The sequence below is a fragment of the Sphingomonas sp. SP3 genome (assembly GCF_058514305.1).
Map to the genome: position 1 here is coordinate 1,026,710 of NZ_JBZSOE010000001.1, position 17,835 is coordinate 1,044,544.

The following is a 17,835-nucleotide window of genomic DNA, read 5'->3' on the forward strand; positions in this document are numbered from 1 at the left end:
ATATAAAGACTTCTTTATATCCCTAATTCCGAGGCCGCTCCTCTCCATGCGCAGCTCTTACCTGTTCACCTCCGAATCCGTTTCCGAAGGCCACCCCGACAAGGTCGCCGACCAGATTTCCGACGCGATCGTCGACCTCTTCCTGTCCAAGGACCCTGAGGCTCGCGTCGCCTGCGAAACCATGACCACGACCAACCGCGTCGTCCTTGCTGGCGAGATCCGTGGCAAGGGCATCATGGACCAGGACGGCAATTGGGCGCCGGGGGTTCGCGAAGAGATTGAGGAAGCGGTGCGCGGGGTGGTGAAGCGTATCGGCTACGAACAGAACGGCTTCCACTGGGACCGCTTCGATTTCGCCAACCATCTTCACCCGCAATCGGCGCACATCGCGCAGGGAGTGGATGCCGGCACCGACAAGGACGAAGGCGCAGGCGACCAGGGCATCATGTTTGGCTTTGCCTGCGATGAGACGCCCGACCTGATGCCGGCGACGCTGGATTACAGCCACAAGATCCTGATGGAGATGGCTGCCGACCGCCACAGCGGCAAGGCCCCGTTCCTGGAGCCCGACGCCAAGAGCCAGGTCACGCTGCGCTTCGAGGACGGCAAGCCGGCCAAGGCGACCGCCATCGTGGTCTCGACGCAGCACAAGCCCGGCTATGACCGCGGCGAAAAGCAGGCCGAGCTCCATGCTTATGTGAAGTCGGTCGTCGCTCGGGTGATGCCGTCAGAGCTTCTCGGCAACGAGACCGTCTATCACATCAACCCGACCGGCAGCTTTGAGATCGGCGGCCCCGACGGCGACGCCGGTGTGACTGGCCGCAAGATCATCGTCGACACCTATGGTGGCGCGGCTCCGCACGGCGGCGGCGCTTTCTCGGGCAAGGACCCGACCAAGGTCGACCGCTCGGCAGCTTATGCCGCGCGCTACCTTGCCAAGAACATCGTTGCCGCGGGCCTTGCGCGCCGCTGCACGATCCAGCTCGCTTATGCGATCGGCGTTAGCGAGCCGCTGTCGATTTACGTCGACACGCACGGCACCGGAAAAGTCGGTGACGATCAGATCGAGTCCGCGATCAACCGCATCGCCAAGCTGGGCCGCCTGACCCCGCGCGGCATCCGCACCCACCTTGGGCTCAACAAGCCGATCTACGAGGCGACCGCGGCTTACGGCCACTTCGGGCGCACGGCCGAAGGCGACCGCTTCCCGTGGGAGCGGCTCGACCTGGTCGAGGATTTGAAGGCCGCCGTCGGCGCGGAGGCGCAGACGGTCGACGCCTGACGCGCGGTCGATGACGGCGCACAAAACCGGCGATCCGCTGACGCTCAACCGGCTGTACGGCCGGTCGAGCGGGCACAAGTTACGCAAGAGCCAGCAGGAGCTGGTCGAAAAGCTGCTGCCGCAGATCGAGGTGCCGGCGGAAGGCGAGATCACGGCAGTGCGGTTGTTCGGGGAGGATCGCCCGCTGCATTTCGAGATCGGCTTCGGATCGGGCGAGCATCTCGCCGAACGGGCCGACATGTTGCCCGACCATGGCTTCATCGCCGCCGAGCCGTTCCTGAACGGCGTCGCGACGGCGCTCGGCCACATCCGCGACAAGCATCTCGCCAATGTCCGTATTTGGCGCGGTGACGCGCTCGAGGTGCTGCAGCGCATCCCCGACGGTGCGCTCAGCTTCCTTTACCTCCTTCACCCGGACCCTTGGCCCAAGGCGCGGCATGCCAAACGCCGCATGGCGAACGACGGCCCGCTCGCGCTGTTCGCGTCAAAGCTTCGGTCCGGTGGGGAATTCCGCCTTGCGACGGACGATCCGACCTATCTCACCTGGGCGCTGATGGTGATGCAGCGGCATCAGCATCAGTTCGAATGGCTGGCCGAAAAGCCGGATGACTTTCTCGAACCTCCGGGCGGCTGGATCGAGACGCGCTACGGCGCGAAGTCCCGTCGCGAGGGCCGGCGACCTTATTATTTGCGCTACCGGCGCGCCTGACCCACAAACGGCGCATGGAGATCGATCGCAGGACCATGCTTGGCGCCGCCGCCCTTCCCTTCGCTGCCCCTGCCATTGCGGCCGCCGCGAAGGCCGACGATTGGGAACGCATCGCGCGCGAATATGACGTGACCCACGAGGTCATCCAGCTCGAGCACGGCAATTGGGGCATGATGGCACGGCCGGTAGCCGAGGCGTATCGCGCCCATGTCGCGCGGGTGAACCGCGACACCAGCTATTACGCGCGCCGCACGATGGTCGCCGATCTAGAGGCCGTAAGGGCGCGGCTCGCGCAATGGATGGGCGTGTCGTTCGAGGAAATCGCGCTCACTCGCAATGCTACTGAGGCGATGAAAGCACTGATCCTCCAATACAACGGGCTCAAGCCGGGCGATGCGGTGCTCTACGCCGACCTCGACTATTACAGCATGCAGGCGTGCATGGATTCGCTCGCGCACACGCGCGGGGTGCGGATCATCAAAATCGCTCTCCCCGAACCCGCCACGCGGCAGTCGTTGATCAATGCCTATGCCGACGCGTTTGCGGCTAATCCGACGGTTAGAATGGCCTTGCTCACGCACATCAGCCATCGGACCGGTTTAGTGTTGCCTGTCGCCGATATTGCGATGCTTGCAAGAGCGCGCGGGATCGATGTTATCGTGGATGCCGCACACAGCGTCGGCCAGCTCGACTTCAAGCTGCCCGATATTCGCTCCGACTTCATTGGGATGAACGTGCATAAGTGGCTTGGTGCGCCGCTTGGGGTTGGCGCCGTCTATGTCAGGCGCGACCGGCAAGGCAGCATCGACATCGACCCGGCCGAGAACGTGCTGCCGCCGAGCGATATCGCGTCCCGGGTGCATGTGGGCACCCCCGATTTTGCCGCGCACCTAACCGTGCCGGATGCGCTTGCTTTCCAGGATGCGATCGGTGCGCCGCGCCGCGCGGCCCGCTTGAGGGCGCTGCGCGACCGTTGGGTTCATGCCGTCAGCGACCTGCCCAATATCCAAATCCTTGCACCCGATGGCTTGCATGGCGCGATCACGTCGTTCCGCATTCGCGGACGCACATCGAAAGAAGAGAATGTCGCACTCGCCAAGACCCTGCTCGACAAATATCGGATCTTCACCGTCTATCGCGATGACCTGGCCTCCGGATGTTGCGTTCGAGTAACGCCCGCATTGGCGAGTCGGATGAGCGACCTCGATGCGCTTGCGGCGGCGATCCGCTCGATCGCTACTTCTTAGGCTCCAGCCGGAGCAGCCGCGCCGGCCCGCTCCGCCCATCTTCGAGCAGATAGACTTCGCCGCGCGGCCCCTGCTCGACCTCGCGAATGCGCTGGCCCATGACCCATTGGTCGGCCTTGGACGCCTGGTCGCCCCGGATCCGGACGTGGATCAGCGCCTCGCCCGACAAAGCGCCAAGTAGCGCGTCGCCCTTCCATTGCGGGAAGAGATCTCCCGTATAGATGATCATTCCCGACGGGCTGACCGACGGAGTCCACCACACCTTGGGAGGTTCGAAGCCGTCACCGGGTCGGTGATCGGCAATGGCAACGTCGTCGTAATTGCTGCCATTGGACGCATTGGGCCAGCCATAGTTGCGGCCCGGGAGGATCAGGTTGACCTCGTCGCCGCCGCGCGGGCCCATCTCATTTTCCCACAGGCGCTCGTCAGGCGCGAACGCGAGGCCGTAGGGATTGCGATGGCCCGTGCTCCAGGTTTCCGCTGGCGTGAGGTTGGGGCCGGGCCAGGCAAAGTGGCGGCCCTGTTCGCTTTTTGCAGCGACGCTGTCCTCGGGCGGGTCGATGACGGTGACCGAAGCAGCGCCCATTTGACCGGCCATCGGATTTCCCGGCGCGGGCTTCCCGTCGAGCGTCAGGTGCAGGATCTTGCCGAGCGGCTGGTTCGGATCCTGCGCTGGGGTGAAACGCTGGCGTTCGCCGCTGCTCAGGAATAGCGATTGCCCATCGGGCGCGAAGGCGACGCGCGCGCCGAATTGCCCGCCTTCACCGCCCGCCGGATCGTGCCACAAGACGGTCAGGCCATCGAGCCGCGGCGAGGAGCCAATGTCGACCAGCCGTGCTCGCGCAAGCGCCAGCCCGCTTCCACCATTCGCCGACGGTTCCGAATAGGTCAGGTAGATCTGCTGGTTTCCGGCAAAGTCAGGCGACGCGACGACATCGAGCAGGCCGCCCTGGCTCGATACGATCACGCGCGGCACGCCCGCGACTTCGCGCTTCGCGCCAGTCGCCACGTTCACTAGCCACAACTTCCCGCTCTTCTCGGTGATCAGCGCGGCGTTCGTCAGCGGCAGCCCCGACCCCGGCAGAAAGGCCATCGCCCATGGCGATCCGAAACGCGCTACTTCGCTAACGGTGAATGGCCGTTCGCTCGACGCGGGGCCGACGCTCGCCGATGGCGAGGCCCCGCACCCTCCTAGCGAGAGGAGCAACAGGGCCTGGATCGACCGTCGGGCCATTCAGCACATTCCTTCGTTAGGAAACCATATGGAGCGACCAACGCACTCACTGGGCATGACGATGCAGCCCTGCAGCCTGCTTTCGCTTGCGACGGCGGTACCGCCGCATGTTATCGACCAGGCTTACGCCAAGGAGGTCGGCCGCCGCGCGTTCGGCCGGAAGAACCTGTTCGACAAGCTGTCGACGGTGTTCGACAACGCCGGGATCGCGAAGCGCCACCTGGTCGCGCCTGCTGACTGGTATGAGCGGCCGCACGGATGGCGCGAGCGCAATGCTGTTTATCTTGAGGCGGCCGAGAATCTGTTCGTCGAAGCCGCGACCTCGGCCATCGAGAAGGCTGGTCTTCTGCCCGGCGAGATCGACGGGATCGTCGCGGTATCGACGACGGGCATTGCGACGCCCAGCCTCGAAGCGCGCGCTTTCAGCCGGGTCGGGTTTCGCACCGATGTGCGCCGAGTGCCGGTATTCGGCCTTGGCTGCGCGGGCGGGGTCAACGGCCTGTCGATCGCGACGCGGATGGCGGCGGCCGAGCCCGGCAGCCACTGGTTGTTCGTGACCGTCGAGACCTGCTCGATCTCGATCCGGCTCGACAGCGACGATCCGGCCGCGGTGGTTGCCACCGCATTGTTCGGTGACGGGGCGGCCGCCGCTGTGGTCACGAGCGGCGAGCATAGCGAGGTCCGCATCCGCGGGTCGGCAGAGAAATTGTGGCCGGACACCCTGCGGATCATGGGCTGGGACGTCGAGGACCCGGGACTGGCGGTCGTGTTCGATCGCGCGATCCCGCCATTCGTCGAGGCCGAGCTCGCCGAGGCGGTGAACCAGCTGGGCGCCTCGATGGGTGTGCAGCGCGGCGACGTCGACCGGTTCTGCTGTCACCCAGGCGGCGTGAAGGTGATCGACGCGATCGAGACCGCGCTCCACCTCAACCAGGGCGAACTCAACCTCGAGCGCGAGGTGCTCAACGACTACGGCAACATGAGCGCGCCGACGGTCATGTTCGTGCTCGACCGGTTGATGAAGCAGGGCCTCCCCAACAAGGTGATGATGACGGCGTTCGGCCCCGGCTTCACCTGCGCCGGCATGATGCTCGAGGCTGCTTGACCCTCAACATCCTCATCCTTGCGCTAGTCACCCTGCAGCGGCTCGGCGAGCTGTGGCTTTCGCAGCGCAATACGCGCCGATTGCTGGCGAAGGGCGCCCGGGAGCATTCGCCCGGCCATTATCCGCTGATCGTCGCGGTCCACGCAGGATGGCTGATCGCGCTGTGGCTGCTCGCCCTGCCCCGGCCGGTCGACGGATTCTGGCTGGCGATGTTTGTGCTTATCGAGCTTGCGCGCATCTGGGTGCTGGCCTCGCTTGGCGAGCGCTGGACGACTCGAATCATCGTGCTGCCCAAGACGCGGCTGGTGCGCCGTGGGCCTTACCGCTTCGTCGATCACCCGAATTACATGGTGGTCGTGGCCGAGATCGCCGTCCTGCCGCTGGTTTTCGGCTTGTGGCAGGTCGCCTTGATCTTCAGCTTGTTGAACGCCGCAATCCTGATGATCCGAATCACTGCCGAGAACGCCGCGCTCCGCCGCTGAAGCTTTGCTTGCGGACTGGAGTTGCCGAGCCTATATCGCGGCTCTCTCCTCGACATCGTTAGATGCCTGAGGCTGGGGCCCCTCGGCTCCGGTCCGAGAGACTTTTGGACTTCAAGCGGAGTGAGTGTGACCGATATCGCGACCATCGCAAAGCAAATCGAGCCCGAGGTACAGAGCCTCGGCTACGAGCTCGTGCGCGTGGCGATGATCGGCGGCGCCACCGACCCGACCCTTCAGGTCATGGCCGAGCGTCCGGACACGCGGCAGCTCGACCTCAGCGATTGCGAGACCATCTCGCGCCGCCTGTCCGATTGGCTCGACGCCAACGACCCGATCGAGGGCGGCTTCCGGCTCGAGGTCAGTTCGCCGGGCATCGACCGGCCGCTGACTAGGCTCAAGGATTATCACGACTGGACCGGCCAGGAAGCGCGGATCACGCTCGCTGACCCAAGCGCCGGCCGCAAGCAGCTGTCGGGTACGTTGCACGGGATCGAAGGCGAGAAGGTCAAGCTGCTGGGCAAGGACGGGCAGCATTATTCGATCGATTTTTCGGACATCGCGTCGGCCAAGCTGCTCTTGACCGACAAGCTCATCAACGCCACCGCGCCGCTCAGCACCGAGGGCGCCGACTCAATTCAGACGATAGAGGAATAATTCCAATGGCAACCGCACCCGCTGCCGTGAGCGCCAACAGGGCGGAGCTGCTTGCGATCGCCGACGCCGTCGCGCGCGAGAAGCTGATCGACAAGGGCATCGTCATCGAGGCGATGGAGGACGCGATCCAGCGCGCGGCCCGCGCCCGCTACGGTGCAGAAAACGACATTCGCGCCAAGCTCGACCAGGAAACCGGCGATCTGCGCCTGTGGCGGGTTCTCGAAGTCGTCGAGGAGCCCGAAGATCATTTCAAGCAGGTCGATGTCAAAGGCGCGCAGAAGCTCCAGAAGGACGCCAAGCTCGGCGACTTCATCGTCGACCCGCTACCGCCGATCGAGTTCGGCCGCATCGCCGCTCAGGCCGCCAAACAGGTCATCTTCCAGAAGGTCCGCGATGCCGAGCGCGAGCGCCAGTTTGAAGAGTTCAAGGACCGCACCAGCGAGATCATCACCGGCGTCGTCAAGCGCGTCGAGTTCGGCCACGTCGTCGTCGACTTGGGCCGCGCCGAAGGCGTGATCCGCCGCGACCAGCAGATCCCGCGCGAAATGGTCCGCGTCGGTGATCGCATCCGCAGCCTGATCATGTCGGTCCGCCGCGAAGCCCGCGGCCCGCAAATCTTCCTGTCGCGGGCCCATCCCGACTTTATGAAGAAGCTGTTCGCGCAGGAAGTGCCCGAAATTTACGACGGCATCATCGAGATCAAGGCCGCCGCTCGCGACCCTGGCAGCCGCGCCAAGATCGGCGTCATCAGCCACGACGGCTCGATCGACCCGGTCGGTGCCTGCGTCGGCATGAAGGGCAGCCGCGTCCAGGCCGTCGTCCAGGAGCTCCAGGGCGAGAAGATCGACATCATCCCGTGGAGCGAGGACCTTGCGACCTTCGTCGTCAACGCGCTTCAGCCGGCGACAGTCAGCCGGGTCGTCATCGACGAGGAAGAGAGCCGCATCGAGGTTGTCGTCCCCGATGACCAGCTCAGCCTGGCGATCGGCCGCCGTGGCCAGAACGTGCGCCTCGCCTCGCAGCTAACGATCAGCCAGATCGACATCCTGACCGAAGCCGACGCGAGCGAGAAGCGCCAGCGCGAGTTCGTCGAGCGCTCTGCCTTGTTCCAGAACGAGCTGGACGTCGACGAAACGCTGTCGCAACTGCTCGTCGCGGAAGGCTTCACCAGCCTCGAGGAAGTGGCGTACGTCCCGGTCGACGAAATCGCCTCGATCGAGGGCCTGGACGACGACATCGCGTCAGAGCTTCAGAACCGCGCCACCGAAGCGCTTGAGCGCCGCGAAGCAGCGTCGCGCGAAGAGCGGCGCAAGCTCGGCGTCGAGGATGCGCTTGCCGAGCTGCCGCACCTCACCGAGGCAATGCTCGTGACCTTGGGCAAGGCCAACATCCGCACCCTGGACGATCTCGCCGATCTCGCGACCGACGAGCTCATCCAGAAGAAGCGGCCCGAGCAGCGCCGCCAGCGCGAGCCGAGCAACCGTCCCGAAGACAAGGGTGGCATCCTCGCCGAATATGCCCTGAGCGAAGAGCAGGGCAACGAGATCATCATGGCCGCCCGCGCCCATTGGTTCGAGGACGAAGAGCCGGCCAAATCCGAGGAGGCCGCCAATGCGGACTCCCCGGAATGAGACCCTAAGCTCGGACAATCAGGCCGACGACGCGGGTCCCGAACGGACCTGCGTCCTCACCCGTCGCAAAGGCTCGCGCGATGAGCTGATCCGGCTCGCGCTGGGGCCGGATGGCGAAGTCGCGCCCGACGTGCGCGCCCGCGCTCCGGGTCGTGGCGCGTGGATCGGCGTTGGCCGCGATGCGGTCGATCAGGCCGTCGAGACGGGCAAGCTCCAGCCTGCGCTGCAGCGGGCGTTCAAGACCAGCACCGTCCGCGTACCCTCGAACCTTGGCGAGCGGACCGAGCATGCGCTGCGCAAGACGGCGCTCGACAGGCTTGGGATGGAAGCGCGCGCCGGCAACCTCATCAACGGTGCGGACAAGGTCGAAAATGCTGCGCGTGCCGGCAAAGTCCACCTGCTGCTCCATGCGCTCGATGCGAGCGAAGATGGGCGCAGGCGCATGGACCAGGCCTGGCGCGTCGGCGGAGGCGAGCGCACCGGTCTCTCTCGGGGGATGATATTCCCAGAGGGGCGCACTATCTTGTCCATGGCACTTGGTCGCGAGAATGTGGTACATGTCGCGCTGACTGAACCCGCCGCCGCTTCGCGTGTCCGACACGCGCTTGCCAGGTGGCGAGCTTTCACTGGCCCCGATCGTGGTCTGGAAGGTGGAGAATCCGCCTTGAGGACCGGCTCGGCTGAAGAAGATTTGACGAAGGGATAGAATGGCAGACCAGACCGATAAACCGAAGCTTGGCACCCGGCCCCCGCTGGGCCTCAAGCGCACGGTCGAGACCGGCAAGGTCAAACAGAGCTTCAGCCACGGCCGATCGAACACGGTCGTCGTCGAGGTCAAGAAGCGGCGCATCCTCGGTCGCCCGGGCGAAGCCCCGCCGGCGCCCGTCGAGGCGCCGAAGCCCGAACCCGTCGCCGAAGCGCCCAAGCCTGCCCCGAAGCCAGCCGCACCGGCTCCGCGTAAGCCTTCCGCGCAGGACGAGATTACGAATCGCAAGGAGCTTCAGGCCAAGCTGCTGCGCGAAGCCGAGGAAGCGCGCCTGACGAGCCTTGAGGAGGCGCGCCGGCGTGAGGATCGCGCCAAGGTTGCGCAGTCGGAAGATGAGCGCCGCCGGGCCGAAGAGAATCGCAAGGCGGAAGAAGCCGCGGTCGAACAGGCTCGCCTCGCAGCCGAAGAAGCCAAGCGCGCTGCCGAAGCACCGACGGAGCTCGAAGCTGCGGCTCCTGCTCAGGAGCAGGAAGAGCGCAGCTTCCGCCGCCCCGGTGGTCATGCGCCCGCACCGAAGCGGCCAGAACCCGCGCGCCCGAGCCGAGGCCGCGACGAACATCGCCAGCGCGGCAAGCTGACCGTTACTCGCGCCCTTTCCGACGAAGACGAGAGCCGCGCCCGTTCTCTCGCCGCGCTACGTCGCGCCCGCGAGAAGGAAAAGCGCCACCACATGGAAACCGGCCCTGCGCAAAAGCAGGTTCGCGACGTCGTAGTTCCGGAAACGATCACAGTGCAGGAGCTCGCCAACCGCATGGCCGAGCGTGGCGCCGACCTGGTCAAAGCCCTGTTCAAGATGGGCATGCCGGTAACGCTCACCCAGACGATCGACCAGGACACCGCCGAGCTGCTGGTGACCGAGTTCGGCCATCGCGTGAACCGCGTCAGCGAAAGCGACGTCGACATCGATACGTCGACCGACGTCGATGCTCCGGAAACGCTGAAGGCGCGCCCGCCGGTGGTTACGATCATGGGCCACGTTGACCACGGCAAGACTTCGCTGCTCGATGCGATCCGCGGCGCGGACGTGGTCGCGCACGAAGCCGGCGGCATCACCCAGCATATCGGCGCCTATCAGGTGACCCTGCCGGATAAGTCCAAGGTCACCTTCCTTGATACGCCGGGCCACGAAGCCTTTTCTGAAATGCGTGCTCGCGGCGCCAACGTCACGGACATCGTGATCTTGGTGGTAGCCGCCGACGATGGGCTTCGCCCGCAGACAATCGAAGCGATCAATCACACCAAGGCTGCCGGCGTTCCGATGATCATCGCGATCAACAAGATCGATAAACCGGAAGCGAAGCCGCAGAAGGTCCGCGAGGAGCTCCTCCAGCACGAGGTGATCGTCGAAGACATGGGCGGCGACGTCCAGGACGTCGAAGTTTCGGCCAAGAACAAGACCAACCTCGACAAGCTGCTGGAAGCGATCAACCTCCAGGCCGAAATCCTCGAGCTGAAGGCCAATCCGGATCGCGCCGCCGAAGGCACGGTGATCGAGGCCAAGCTCGACAAGGGCCGTGGGCCGCTTGCGACCGTGCTGGTCGAACGCGGTACGTTGCGGGTCGGCGACGTGTTCGTCGCCGGCGCCTCGAGCGGCAAGGTCCGCGCATTGGTCGACGACCATGGCCGCCAGGTGAAGGAAGCCGGTCCTTCGGTTCCGGTTGAGGTCCTCGGCCTATCGGTAGTGCCGGCCGCCGGCGATCCGTTCACGGTGGTCGAGAACGAGGCTCGCGCCCGCGAGGTCGCGTCCTATCGCCAGGGCGTGCTCGACAAGAAGCGTACGACCTCCGCGCCAGTCAGCCTTGAGAACATGTTCGCCAGCCACGCCTCGACGACCAAGGAACTGCCGCTGGTCGTTAAGGCCGACGTGCAGGGCTCGGTCGAAGCGATCGTGCAGGCGCTCAACCGCCTGTCGACCGACGAGATCAAGGTCCGCGTGCTTCACTCGGGCGTTGGCGCGATCACCGAAAGCGACGTCACGCTTGCCTCGGCGAGCGGCGCTCCGATCATTGGCTTCAACGTCCGGCCCAACGCCAAGGCGCGCGAAGTCGCCGACCGCAACAAGGTCGAGTTCCGCTATTACGACGTCATCTATCACCTGACCGATTGGGCGAAGGGCGCGATGGCCGGCGAACTCGGCCCGGAGATCATCGAGACGGTGGTCGGCCGCGCCAAGGTCCAGGAAGTCTTCCCGGCGGGCAAGCGGGACAAGGCTGCCGGCCTGCTCGTTCTCGAAGGTGTCATTCGCAAGGGCCTCAACGCGCGCCTCACCCGCGACGATGTCATCGTCTCGAAGACGACGATCAGTTCGCTGCGGCGCTTCAAGGACGACGTGGCGGAAGTCACCTCGGGCCTCGAATGCGGCGTACTGCTGGCGGATACCAATGACATCAAGCCGGGCGACAGCCTCGAAGTGTTCGAGGTCGAGGAACGCGCGCGGACGCTGTAAATGCGCCGCGTCGAAACTCCCGAAGGCCGGTCCGTCCGCCTGCTGCGCATCGGCGAGCAGGTGCGCCATGTGCTGAGCGAGATCCTGATGCGCGGCGACGTGCATGACGAGGTGCTGCAAAGCCATCTCGTCAGCGTCACCGAGGTGCGCATGTCGCCCGACCTTCGCCACGCGACGGTGTTCGTGAAGCCGCTCCTTGGGCAGGACGAGGAAGCAGTCCTCAAGGCCATGCGCACGCACACCGCTTACCTGCAGCGCGAAGTCGCCCGCCGCGTCCGCATGAAATATGCGTCGAAGCTCAAGTTCATCGCCGACGAGAGCTTCGACGAGGGCACGCACATCGAGCGCATCCTGCGCTCGGAGAAGGTCGCGCAAGACCTCGGTGCGGAAGATCGGGGCGAATGATCGACCTCGACCGGCTCGCCGAGCCGATGAGCGGCGATGGCTGCCGCGCCGAGCTTTATTCCGACAAGCATCACGACGCGCTTAAGGCCGCCTGTGCCGAGGACGGTGAAATCTGGCAGATTTACGCCAATAATTTCGGCCCGGACGGGTTCGACCAGAGCATCGCCTTCTACACATCGAGTCCGCGCAACCGGACTTTCGTGCTGTTCGACGGCGATGAGCTTGCGGGCATGTCATCCTATCTCGGCATCGACGAAGCGCGGCAGGTGCTGGAGATCGGCGGCACCTACTACCGCCCGCACCTGCGCGGCAGCGGGATCAACCGGCGCATCAAGGACATGATGATCGGCCGCGCGTTCGATTGCGGGATCCGCCGGGTCGAGTTCCGCGTCGATATCCGCAACGGCCGAAGCCAGGCCGCGATGAAGAAATTGGGTGCGGTCCGCGAAGGCGTCATCCGCGCCGACCGCATCACCTGGACCGGCCACGTCCGCGACACGGTGCTGTTCGCCATTTTGAAGGACGAGTGGCCGGTCTAAAGCCGGCGCGTCATGCTTCACGGCTGGATCATCATCGACAAGCCGGTCGGGCTCGGCTCGACCACGGCAGTAAGCGCGGTCAAGCGCATCCTGCGCGAAGCGGACGAGCCCAAGACCAAGGTCGGCCATGGCGGAACGCTCGACCCGCTGGCGAGCGGCGTGCTGCCAATCGCGCTCGGCGAAGCGACCAAGCTCGCCGGGCGGATGCTCGACGCGACCAAGGCCTATGATTTCACGATTTCCTTCGGCGAGGAGACCGACACGCTCGATGCTGAGGGAGAGGCGATCGAGACGAGCGATGCCCGCCCGGCGGTTGAGGCAGTTGCCGCGGCGCTCCCTCAGTTCACCGGAACGATCGAGCAGGTCCCGCCGGCCTATTCGGCGCTGAAGGTCGACGGCAAGCCCGCCTACAAGCGCGCGCGGGCCGGCGAGCCGGTCGAATTGAAGCCGCGGCGCGTCACCATCGAAGACCTTCGTGTCCTGAAGAGCGGCCCCGACGAGGTGACCCTTTCGGCCACGGTTTCCAAGGGCACCTACATCCGCTCGCTGGCCCGCGACATCGCCCGCGCGGTTGGAACCGTCGGACATGTTTCCTATCTTAGGCGTACGCGCGCCGGCCCGTTTGGCCTCGAACAGGCCGTTTCACTGGACTTTCTGGAAGAAACGGCTAAGGCGCGCGCACTGACGAGGATGGTTATGCCGCTCATCGCGGCGCTGGACGACATCCCGGCCCTCCCCGTCACTAGCCGCCAAGCCGAGTTGCTCCGTCATGGGCAGAGGCTTGTCGGTTTCCCCGCAAAGCCGGGGCTTCAACTGGCGACCCACGAGGAAACTCCGGTCGCGCTGGTGGAAGCTTCGGCCGACGGCCTGAAGGTCGTCAGGGGGTTCAACCTTTAAGAATAGGAGTGCTGACGATGTCGATTACTGCCGAGCGCAAAGCGCAGGTTATCAAGGAACATGCCCGCGAGAAGGGCGACACGGGTTCTCCCGAGGTCCAGATCGCGATCCTGACCAGCCGCATCCAGACGCTGACCGAGCATTTCAAGAGCCACGCGAAGGACAACCATAGTCGTCGCGGCCTCCTGATGATGGTCAACAAGCGCCGTTCGCTGCTGGACTATCTCCGCAAGGAAGACGCGCAGCGTTACACCGATCTGATCGCGAAGCTCGGCCTTCGCAAATAACGGGAAACGGCCCCTTTCGAGCCGTTTCGCTTATCTGGAGTCCCGCAATTCGGCGGGGCGCAGTGGGGCTTTTGAAGCGCCCCGAACCGCTGACGGGCCGGACAGTCCGTCATGATGTCCCGCCGGCATCCGGCCCGCGGGTGAAGGAAAACAAATGTTCGACATTAAAACTGTAGAAATCGAGCTCGGCGACAAGACCCTGAAGCTCGAAACGGGCCGCGTTGCCCGCCAGGCCGATGGCGCGGTTCTCGCGACCATGGGTGAAACCGTGGTGCTGTGCGCAGTCACTGCCGCCAAGTCGGTCAAGCCGGGGCAGGATTTCTTCCCCCTGACCGTCCATTATCAGGAGAAATTCTCGGCCGCCGGGCGCATCCCGGGCGGCTTCTTCAAGCGTGAGCGCGGCGCGACCGAAAAGGAAACGCTGACCAGCCGCCTGATCGATCGCCCGATCCGCCCGCTCTTCCCCGAAGGCTTCTACAATGAAGTCCTCGTGATCGCGCAGGTCCTGTCCTACGATGGCGAGAACGAGCCCGATATCGTCGCCATGTGTGCCGCTTCGGCTGCTCTTTGCCTCAGCGGCGTTCCGTTCATGGGCCCGATCGGCGCTGCCCGCGTCGGTTACAAGGACGGCGAATACATCCTCAACCCGACCAATACTGAAGTTGCCGAAGGTGATCTCGACCTGGTCGTCGCCGGTACGCCGAACGCCGTGATGATGGTCGAATCGGAGGCCAAGGAGCTTTCGGAAGACGTCATGCTCGGCGCCGTGATGTTCGCTCATGCGGCCTCGAAGAAGGTCTGCGAGGGGATCATCAAGCTCGCGGAGAAAGCCGCCAAGGAGCCTTGGGACCTCGCCACGAGCGACGCCAAGGACCAGGCGAAGAAAAAGCTTAAGGACCTCGTCGGCAAGGATATCGAGGCGGCGTACAAGCTCACCGACAAGTCGGCGCGCTCATCCGCCCTCAACGAGATCCGCGAAAAGGCCAAAGAGGCGTTCGCCGAGGCCGATCCGCAGGAGCAGATGGCTGCGTCCAAGGCCGTCAAGAGCCTGGAAGCGGATATCGTCCGCACGGCGATCCTGAAGGAAGGCCGCCGCATTGACGGCCGCGACACCAAGACGGTCCGCCCGATCGAGGCGATCGTTGGCTTCCTGCCCCGCACCCACGGTTCGTCGCTGTTCACCCGCGGCGAAACGCAGGCAATCGTCACCACAACGCTTGGCACCAAGGACGCCGAGCAGATGATCGACGGGCTTGAGGGTCTCTCCTACTCGCGCTTCATGGTGCACTATAACTTCCCGCCCTACTCGGTCGGTGAAGTCGGCCGCTTCGGTGCCCCTTCGCGCCGCGACACCGGCCACGGAAAGCTCGCCTGGCGCGCGCTTCACCCGATGCTGCCGAGCGCGGAAGAGTTTCCGTATACGATCCGCGTCCTCAGCGACATCACGGAGAGCAACGGCTCGTCGTCGATGGCCACGGTCTGCGGCGGAAGCCTTGCGATGATGGATGCCGGCGTTCCGCTGGCGCGCCCGGTAGCGGGCATCGCCATGGGCCTGATCCTTGAAGGCAAGGACTTTGCCGTGCTCTCCGACATCCTCGGCGACGAGGATCACCTCGGCGACATGGACTTCAAGGTCGCCGGCACGTCGGAAGGCGTCACCTCGCTTCAGATGGACATCAAGGTCGCGGGAATCACCGAGGAAGTGATGAAGGTCGCCCTGGCGCAAGCCAAAGAGGGCCGCGCCCACATCCTCGGCGAAATGGCCAAGGCACTCGACCACACGCGTGAAGAGCTGTCGGCCCACGCACCGCGCATCGAGACCATGTCGATCCCGAAGGACAAGATCCGCGAAGTCATCGGCACCGGCGGCAAGGTCATTCGCGAGATCGTCGCGACGACCGGCGCCAAGGTCGATATCGACGACGAGGGCGTGATCAAGATCAGCTCGTCCGACCTGAGCCAGATCGAAGCTGCCCGCCAGTGGATCCGCGGCATCGTCGCCGAGCCGGAGCCCGGCACCATTTATACCGGCAAGGTTGCGAGCATCGTCGATTTCGGCGCGTTCGTGACGTTCATGCCGGGCAAGGATGGCCTGGTTCACGTCTCGGAGATCAAGAACGAGCGCGTCGAGAACGTCCGCGACGTCCTCAGCGAAGGCCAGGAGGTCAAGGTCAAGCTGATCGAGGTCGACCAGCGCGGCAAGGTCCGCCTGTCGATGCGCCTCGTCGACCAGGAAACCGGCGAAGAGCTGCCGGACACCCGTCCTCCGCGCGAGCCGCGCGAGGGTGGCGACCGCGGCCCGCGCGGCGATCGTGGCGACCGCCATCGTGGCGGTGGCCGGGATCGCGATCGCGGTCCGCGACGCGAAGGCGGTGACCGGGGCCCACGCCGTGAAGGCGGCGATCGTGGACCGCGCGGTGACCGGGGCGATCGTGGCCCGCGCCGTGAGCGCGAGGGTGGTGACGAAGGCGGGCGCGAGCCTGAATTCTCGCCCGCGTTTTTGACCGGCGACAAGGAAGACTAAGCGCTTAGAACTGCGAAACAAGAAGGGCTCCGCAAGCGATTGCGGGGCCCTTTTTCGTTGGCGGCTGTGCCCGCTCTCCCTAACAAGAACGCCTAAGGGGAGAGTTTGATGAAGCCGCTGCGCCTGTACCTGTTTGCGCTCCTAGTGTTGCTGGTTCCCGACGTTGCCTTTGCGGCTCCCGCGCTGATCCCGATGCCGGTGTCGGTCCAGTGGCACAGCGGCACCCTCCCCATCTCGGCTTCGACAATGGTTCAGGGCGATGGCGCCGCCGCGCCAACGGCAACCTATCTCGCACGCACGCTGGGCGTGAGGACCGGCGCGAAGGGCAGCATCAAGCTCAGGCTCGTCTCCGCGGCGGACATCCCAAACCCGGAAGGCTATCGACTGAGCGTCACGCCCAAGGGCGCAACGATCAGCGCTTCCGATGCTGCAGGCCTGTTCTATGGGTCGCAGACGCTGCTGCAGCTGGTCGCCGACGACCATGGGAAACGGTCGATCGCTGCCGCCGAGATTGCCGACGCGCCGCGTTTCCAATGGCGCGCTCTACTGATCGACGTATCACGCCACTTCTTCGGCAAGCCGACGATGATCAAGTTCATTGACGAGATGGCGCGGTACAAGCTGAACGTCCTCCAGCTCCACCTGACGGACGATCCGGGTTGGCGGCTGGAAATCCCGGCCTATCCGAAGCTCACCGAGGTCGGCGCGCTCAATTCGGCGACCGGCAAGCGGGAGTATTTTACGCAAGCGGACATCCGCGAGATCGTTGCTTATGCGGCCGAGCGCCACATCATGGTCGTTCCCGAGATCGAGATGCCCGGACACTCGGGCTCCGAAGCCCGCGCTTATCCCGAATTTTTCGACGGCCAGGGCCGGTGGAATCCGGGGAAGCCGGAGACCTACAAGTTCATCCAATCACTGCTGGGCGAAGTCGCGGCGCTGTTCCCCGCGCCTTACCTCCACTTCGGCGGTGACGAAGTCGGCGAGGGCGCCTGGGCCGGCCTGCCCGAAGTCGAGCGGCTGAAGGCCGAGCAGGGCCTGAAATCGAGCGGCGACGTCGAGAAATATTTCGGACGCCGCGTCGCCGACATCATCTCCGGGCTTGGCAAGCGGCCGATGGCGTGGGACGAGCAGGCCGAGGCCGGCGCCGATCGCAAGGTGGTCATCATGTGGTGGCGCAAGGGCCGCCCGGACGTGCTCAGCGCCGCCGCCAAGTCTGGCTACGACCTGATCATGGCACCGGTCGATTATACCTATTTTGACTACACACAGGCGCGCGGCGAGCCGGGCGCGCCATGGGAGGGCAATGACAATGGCCCGGTGTCAGTCGGCAAGGTGCTGAACTGGGAGCCCGTGCCCGCCAGCTTCACGCCCGCCGAAGAAGGCCGCGTCATGGGCGTCGAAGCCGCGCTGTGGACTGAATTCATTTCGACCGAGCGCTACCTCGAGTTCATGGCCTTCCCACGCCTGCTCGCATTGTCCGAAGTCGCCTGGTCGCCAAAGGGGAAGCGCGACGAGGCCGAGTTCAACGTGCGCCTCGTGCCGCACATCGCTGGCCTTCGCGAACGCGGCCTCAACGTCCGGCGCGACGAGGGCGACGGGTACGAGTTCATCACGAATTGAGCTA

Annotated in this window: 16 protein-coding genes; 15 read left to right on the forward strand and 1 reads right to left on the reverse strand. The window is 65.0% G+C overall.

The features are described from left to right. Positions 1-46: 46 nt before the first annotated feature. From metK to AC4K8G_RS05430, 3 genes are read left to right on the forward strand one after another with little or no spacing between them, the layout of a single operon-like run. On the forward strand, positions 47-1,282 hold the full coding sequence (gene metK, locus AC4K8G_RS05420; protein WP_491733148.1) for a methionine adenosyltransferase: 1,236 nt from the start codon (positions 47-49) through the stop codon (positions 1,280-1,282). A gap of 10 nt (positions 1,283-1,292) precedes the next feature. After that, positions 1,293-1,991, forward strand: a complete 699-nt coding sequence (trmB, locus tag AC4K8G_RS05425) for a tRNA (guanine(46)-N(7))-methyltransferase TrmB (protein WP_491733149.1) — start codon at positions 1,293-1,295, stop codon at positions 1,989-1,991. Positions 1,992-2,005: 14 nt separating this feature from the next. Beyond that, the gene (locus AC4K8G_RS05430) at positions 2,006-3,238 is read left to right on the forward strand and encodes an aminotransferase class V-fold PLP-dependent enzyme (protein WP_491733150.1); all 1,233 of its coding nucleotides are present in this window, start codon (positions 2,006-2,008) and stop codon (positions 3,236-3,238) included. Here AC4K8G_RS05430 and AC4K8G_RS05435 read toward each other — a convergent pair. Further along, positions 3,228-4,472, reverse strand: coding sequence for a PQQ-dependent sugar dehydrogenase (locus tag AC4K8G_RS05435; RefSeq protein ID WP_491733151.1), 1,245 nt, complete (start codon positions 4,470-4,472; stop codon positions 3,228-3,230). The two genes, AC4K8G_RS05430 and AC4K8G_RS05435, sit on opposite strands and share 11 nt — an antisense overlap. A 28-nt stretch (positions 4,473-4,500) precedes the next feature. On the opposite strand from AC4K8G_RS05435, the gene AC4K8G_RS05440 reads away from it, so the two are divergent. The 12 genes from AC4K8G_RS05440 (at position 4,501) to AC4K8G_RS05495 (ending at position 17,831) form a co-directional block, all read left to right on the forward strand. Beyond that, complete coding sequence (locus tag AC4K8G_RS05440) at positions 4,501-5,577, forward strand: type III polyketide synthase (RefSeq protein ID WP_491733152.1); 1,077 nt, start codon at positions 4,501-4,503, stop codon at positions 5,575-5,577. Beyond that, positions 5,574-6,059 (forward strand): isoprenylcysteine carboxyl methyltransferase family protein, encoded by a 486-nt coding sequence (locus tag AC4K8G_RS05445; RefSeq protein WP_491733153.1) that lies wholly within the window; start codon positions 5,574-5,576, stop codon positions 6,057-6,059. The genes AC4K8G_RS05440 and AC4K8G_RS05445 overlap by 4 nt, the downstream gene beginning before the upstream one ends. A 126-nt stretch (positions 6,060-6,185) precedes the next feature. After that, a complete protein-coding gene (rimP, locus tag AC4K8G_RS05450) occupies positions 6,186-6,713 on the forward strand; it encodes a ribosome maturation protein RimP (RefSeq protein ID WP_491733154.1) in 528 nt (175 codons plus the stop codon). A gap of 5 nt (positions 6,714-6,718) precedes the next feature. Next, positions 6,719-8,344 (forward strand): transcription termination factor NusA, encoded by a 1,626-nt coding sequence (gene nusA / locus AC4K8G_RS05455; RefSeq protein ID WP_491733155.1) that lies wholly within the window; start codon positions 6,719-6,721, stop codon positions 8,342-8,344. Beyond that, entirely contained in the window at positions 8,325-9,050 is a 726-nt protein-coding gene (locus tag AC4K8G_RS05460) for a DUF448 domain-containing protein (protein ID WP_491733156.1), read from the forward strand. The genes nusA and AC4K8G_RS05460 overlap by 20 nt, the downstream gene beginning before the upstream one ends. Position 9,051: 1 nt before the next feature. After that, positions 9,052-11,556 (forward strand): translation initiation factor IF-2, encoded by a 2,505-nt coding sequence (infB, locus tag AC4K8G_RS05465; RefSeq protein ID WP_491733157.1) that lies wholly within the window; start codon positions 9,052-9,054, stop codon positions 11,554-11,556. Continuing rightward, positions 11,557-11,961, forward strand: a complete 405-nt coding sequence (gene rbfA, locus AC4K8G_RS05470) for a 30S ribosome-binding factor RbfA (RefSeq protein WP_491733158.1) — start codon at positions 11,557-11,559, stop codon at positions 11,959-11,961. Continuing rightward, positions 11,958-12,500 (forward strand): GNAT family N-acetyltransferase, encoded by a 543-nt coding sequence (locus tag AC4K8G_RS05475; protein WP_491733159.1) that lies wholly within the window; start codon positions 11,958-11,960, stop codon positions 12,498-12,500. The genes rbfA and AC4K8G_RS05475 overlap by 4 nt, the downstream gene beginning before the upstream one ends. Before the next feature lie 12 nt (positions 12,501-12,512). Further along, a complete protein-coding gene (gene truB / locus AC4K8G_RS05480) occupies positions 12,513-13,397 on the forward strand; it encodes a tRNA pseudouridine(55) synthase TruB (protein WP_491733160.1) in 885 nt (294 codons plus the stop codon). Between the two features lie 17 nt (positions 13,398-13,414). Next, entirely contained in the window at positions 13,415-13,684 is a 270-nt protein-coding gene (gene rpsO / locus AC4K8G_RS05485) for a 30S ribosomal protein S15 (protein ID WP_491733161.1), read from the forward strand. 154 nt (positions 13,685-13,838) lie between these two features. After that, the gene (pnp, locus tag AC4K8G_RS05490) at positions 13,839-16,208 is read left to right on the forward strand and encodes a polyribonucleotide nucleotidyltransferase (protein WP_491733162.1); all 2,370 of its coding nucleotides are present in this window, start codon (positions 13,839-13,841) and stop codon (positions 16,206-16,208) included. Between the two features lie 108 nt (positions 16,209-16,316). Continuing rightward, entirely contained in the window at positions 16,317-17,831 is a 1,515-nt protein-coding gene (locus AC4K8G_RS05495) for a beta-N-acetylhexosaminidase (RefSeq protein WP_491733163.1), read from the forward strand. The last annotated feature ends 4 nt before the right edge of the window (positions 17,832-17,835 follow it).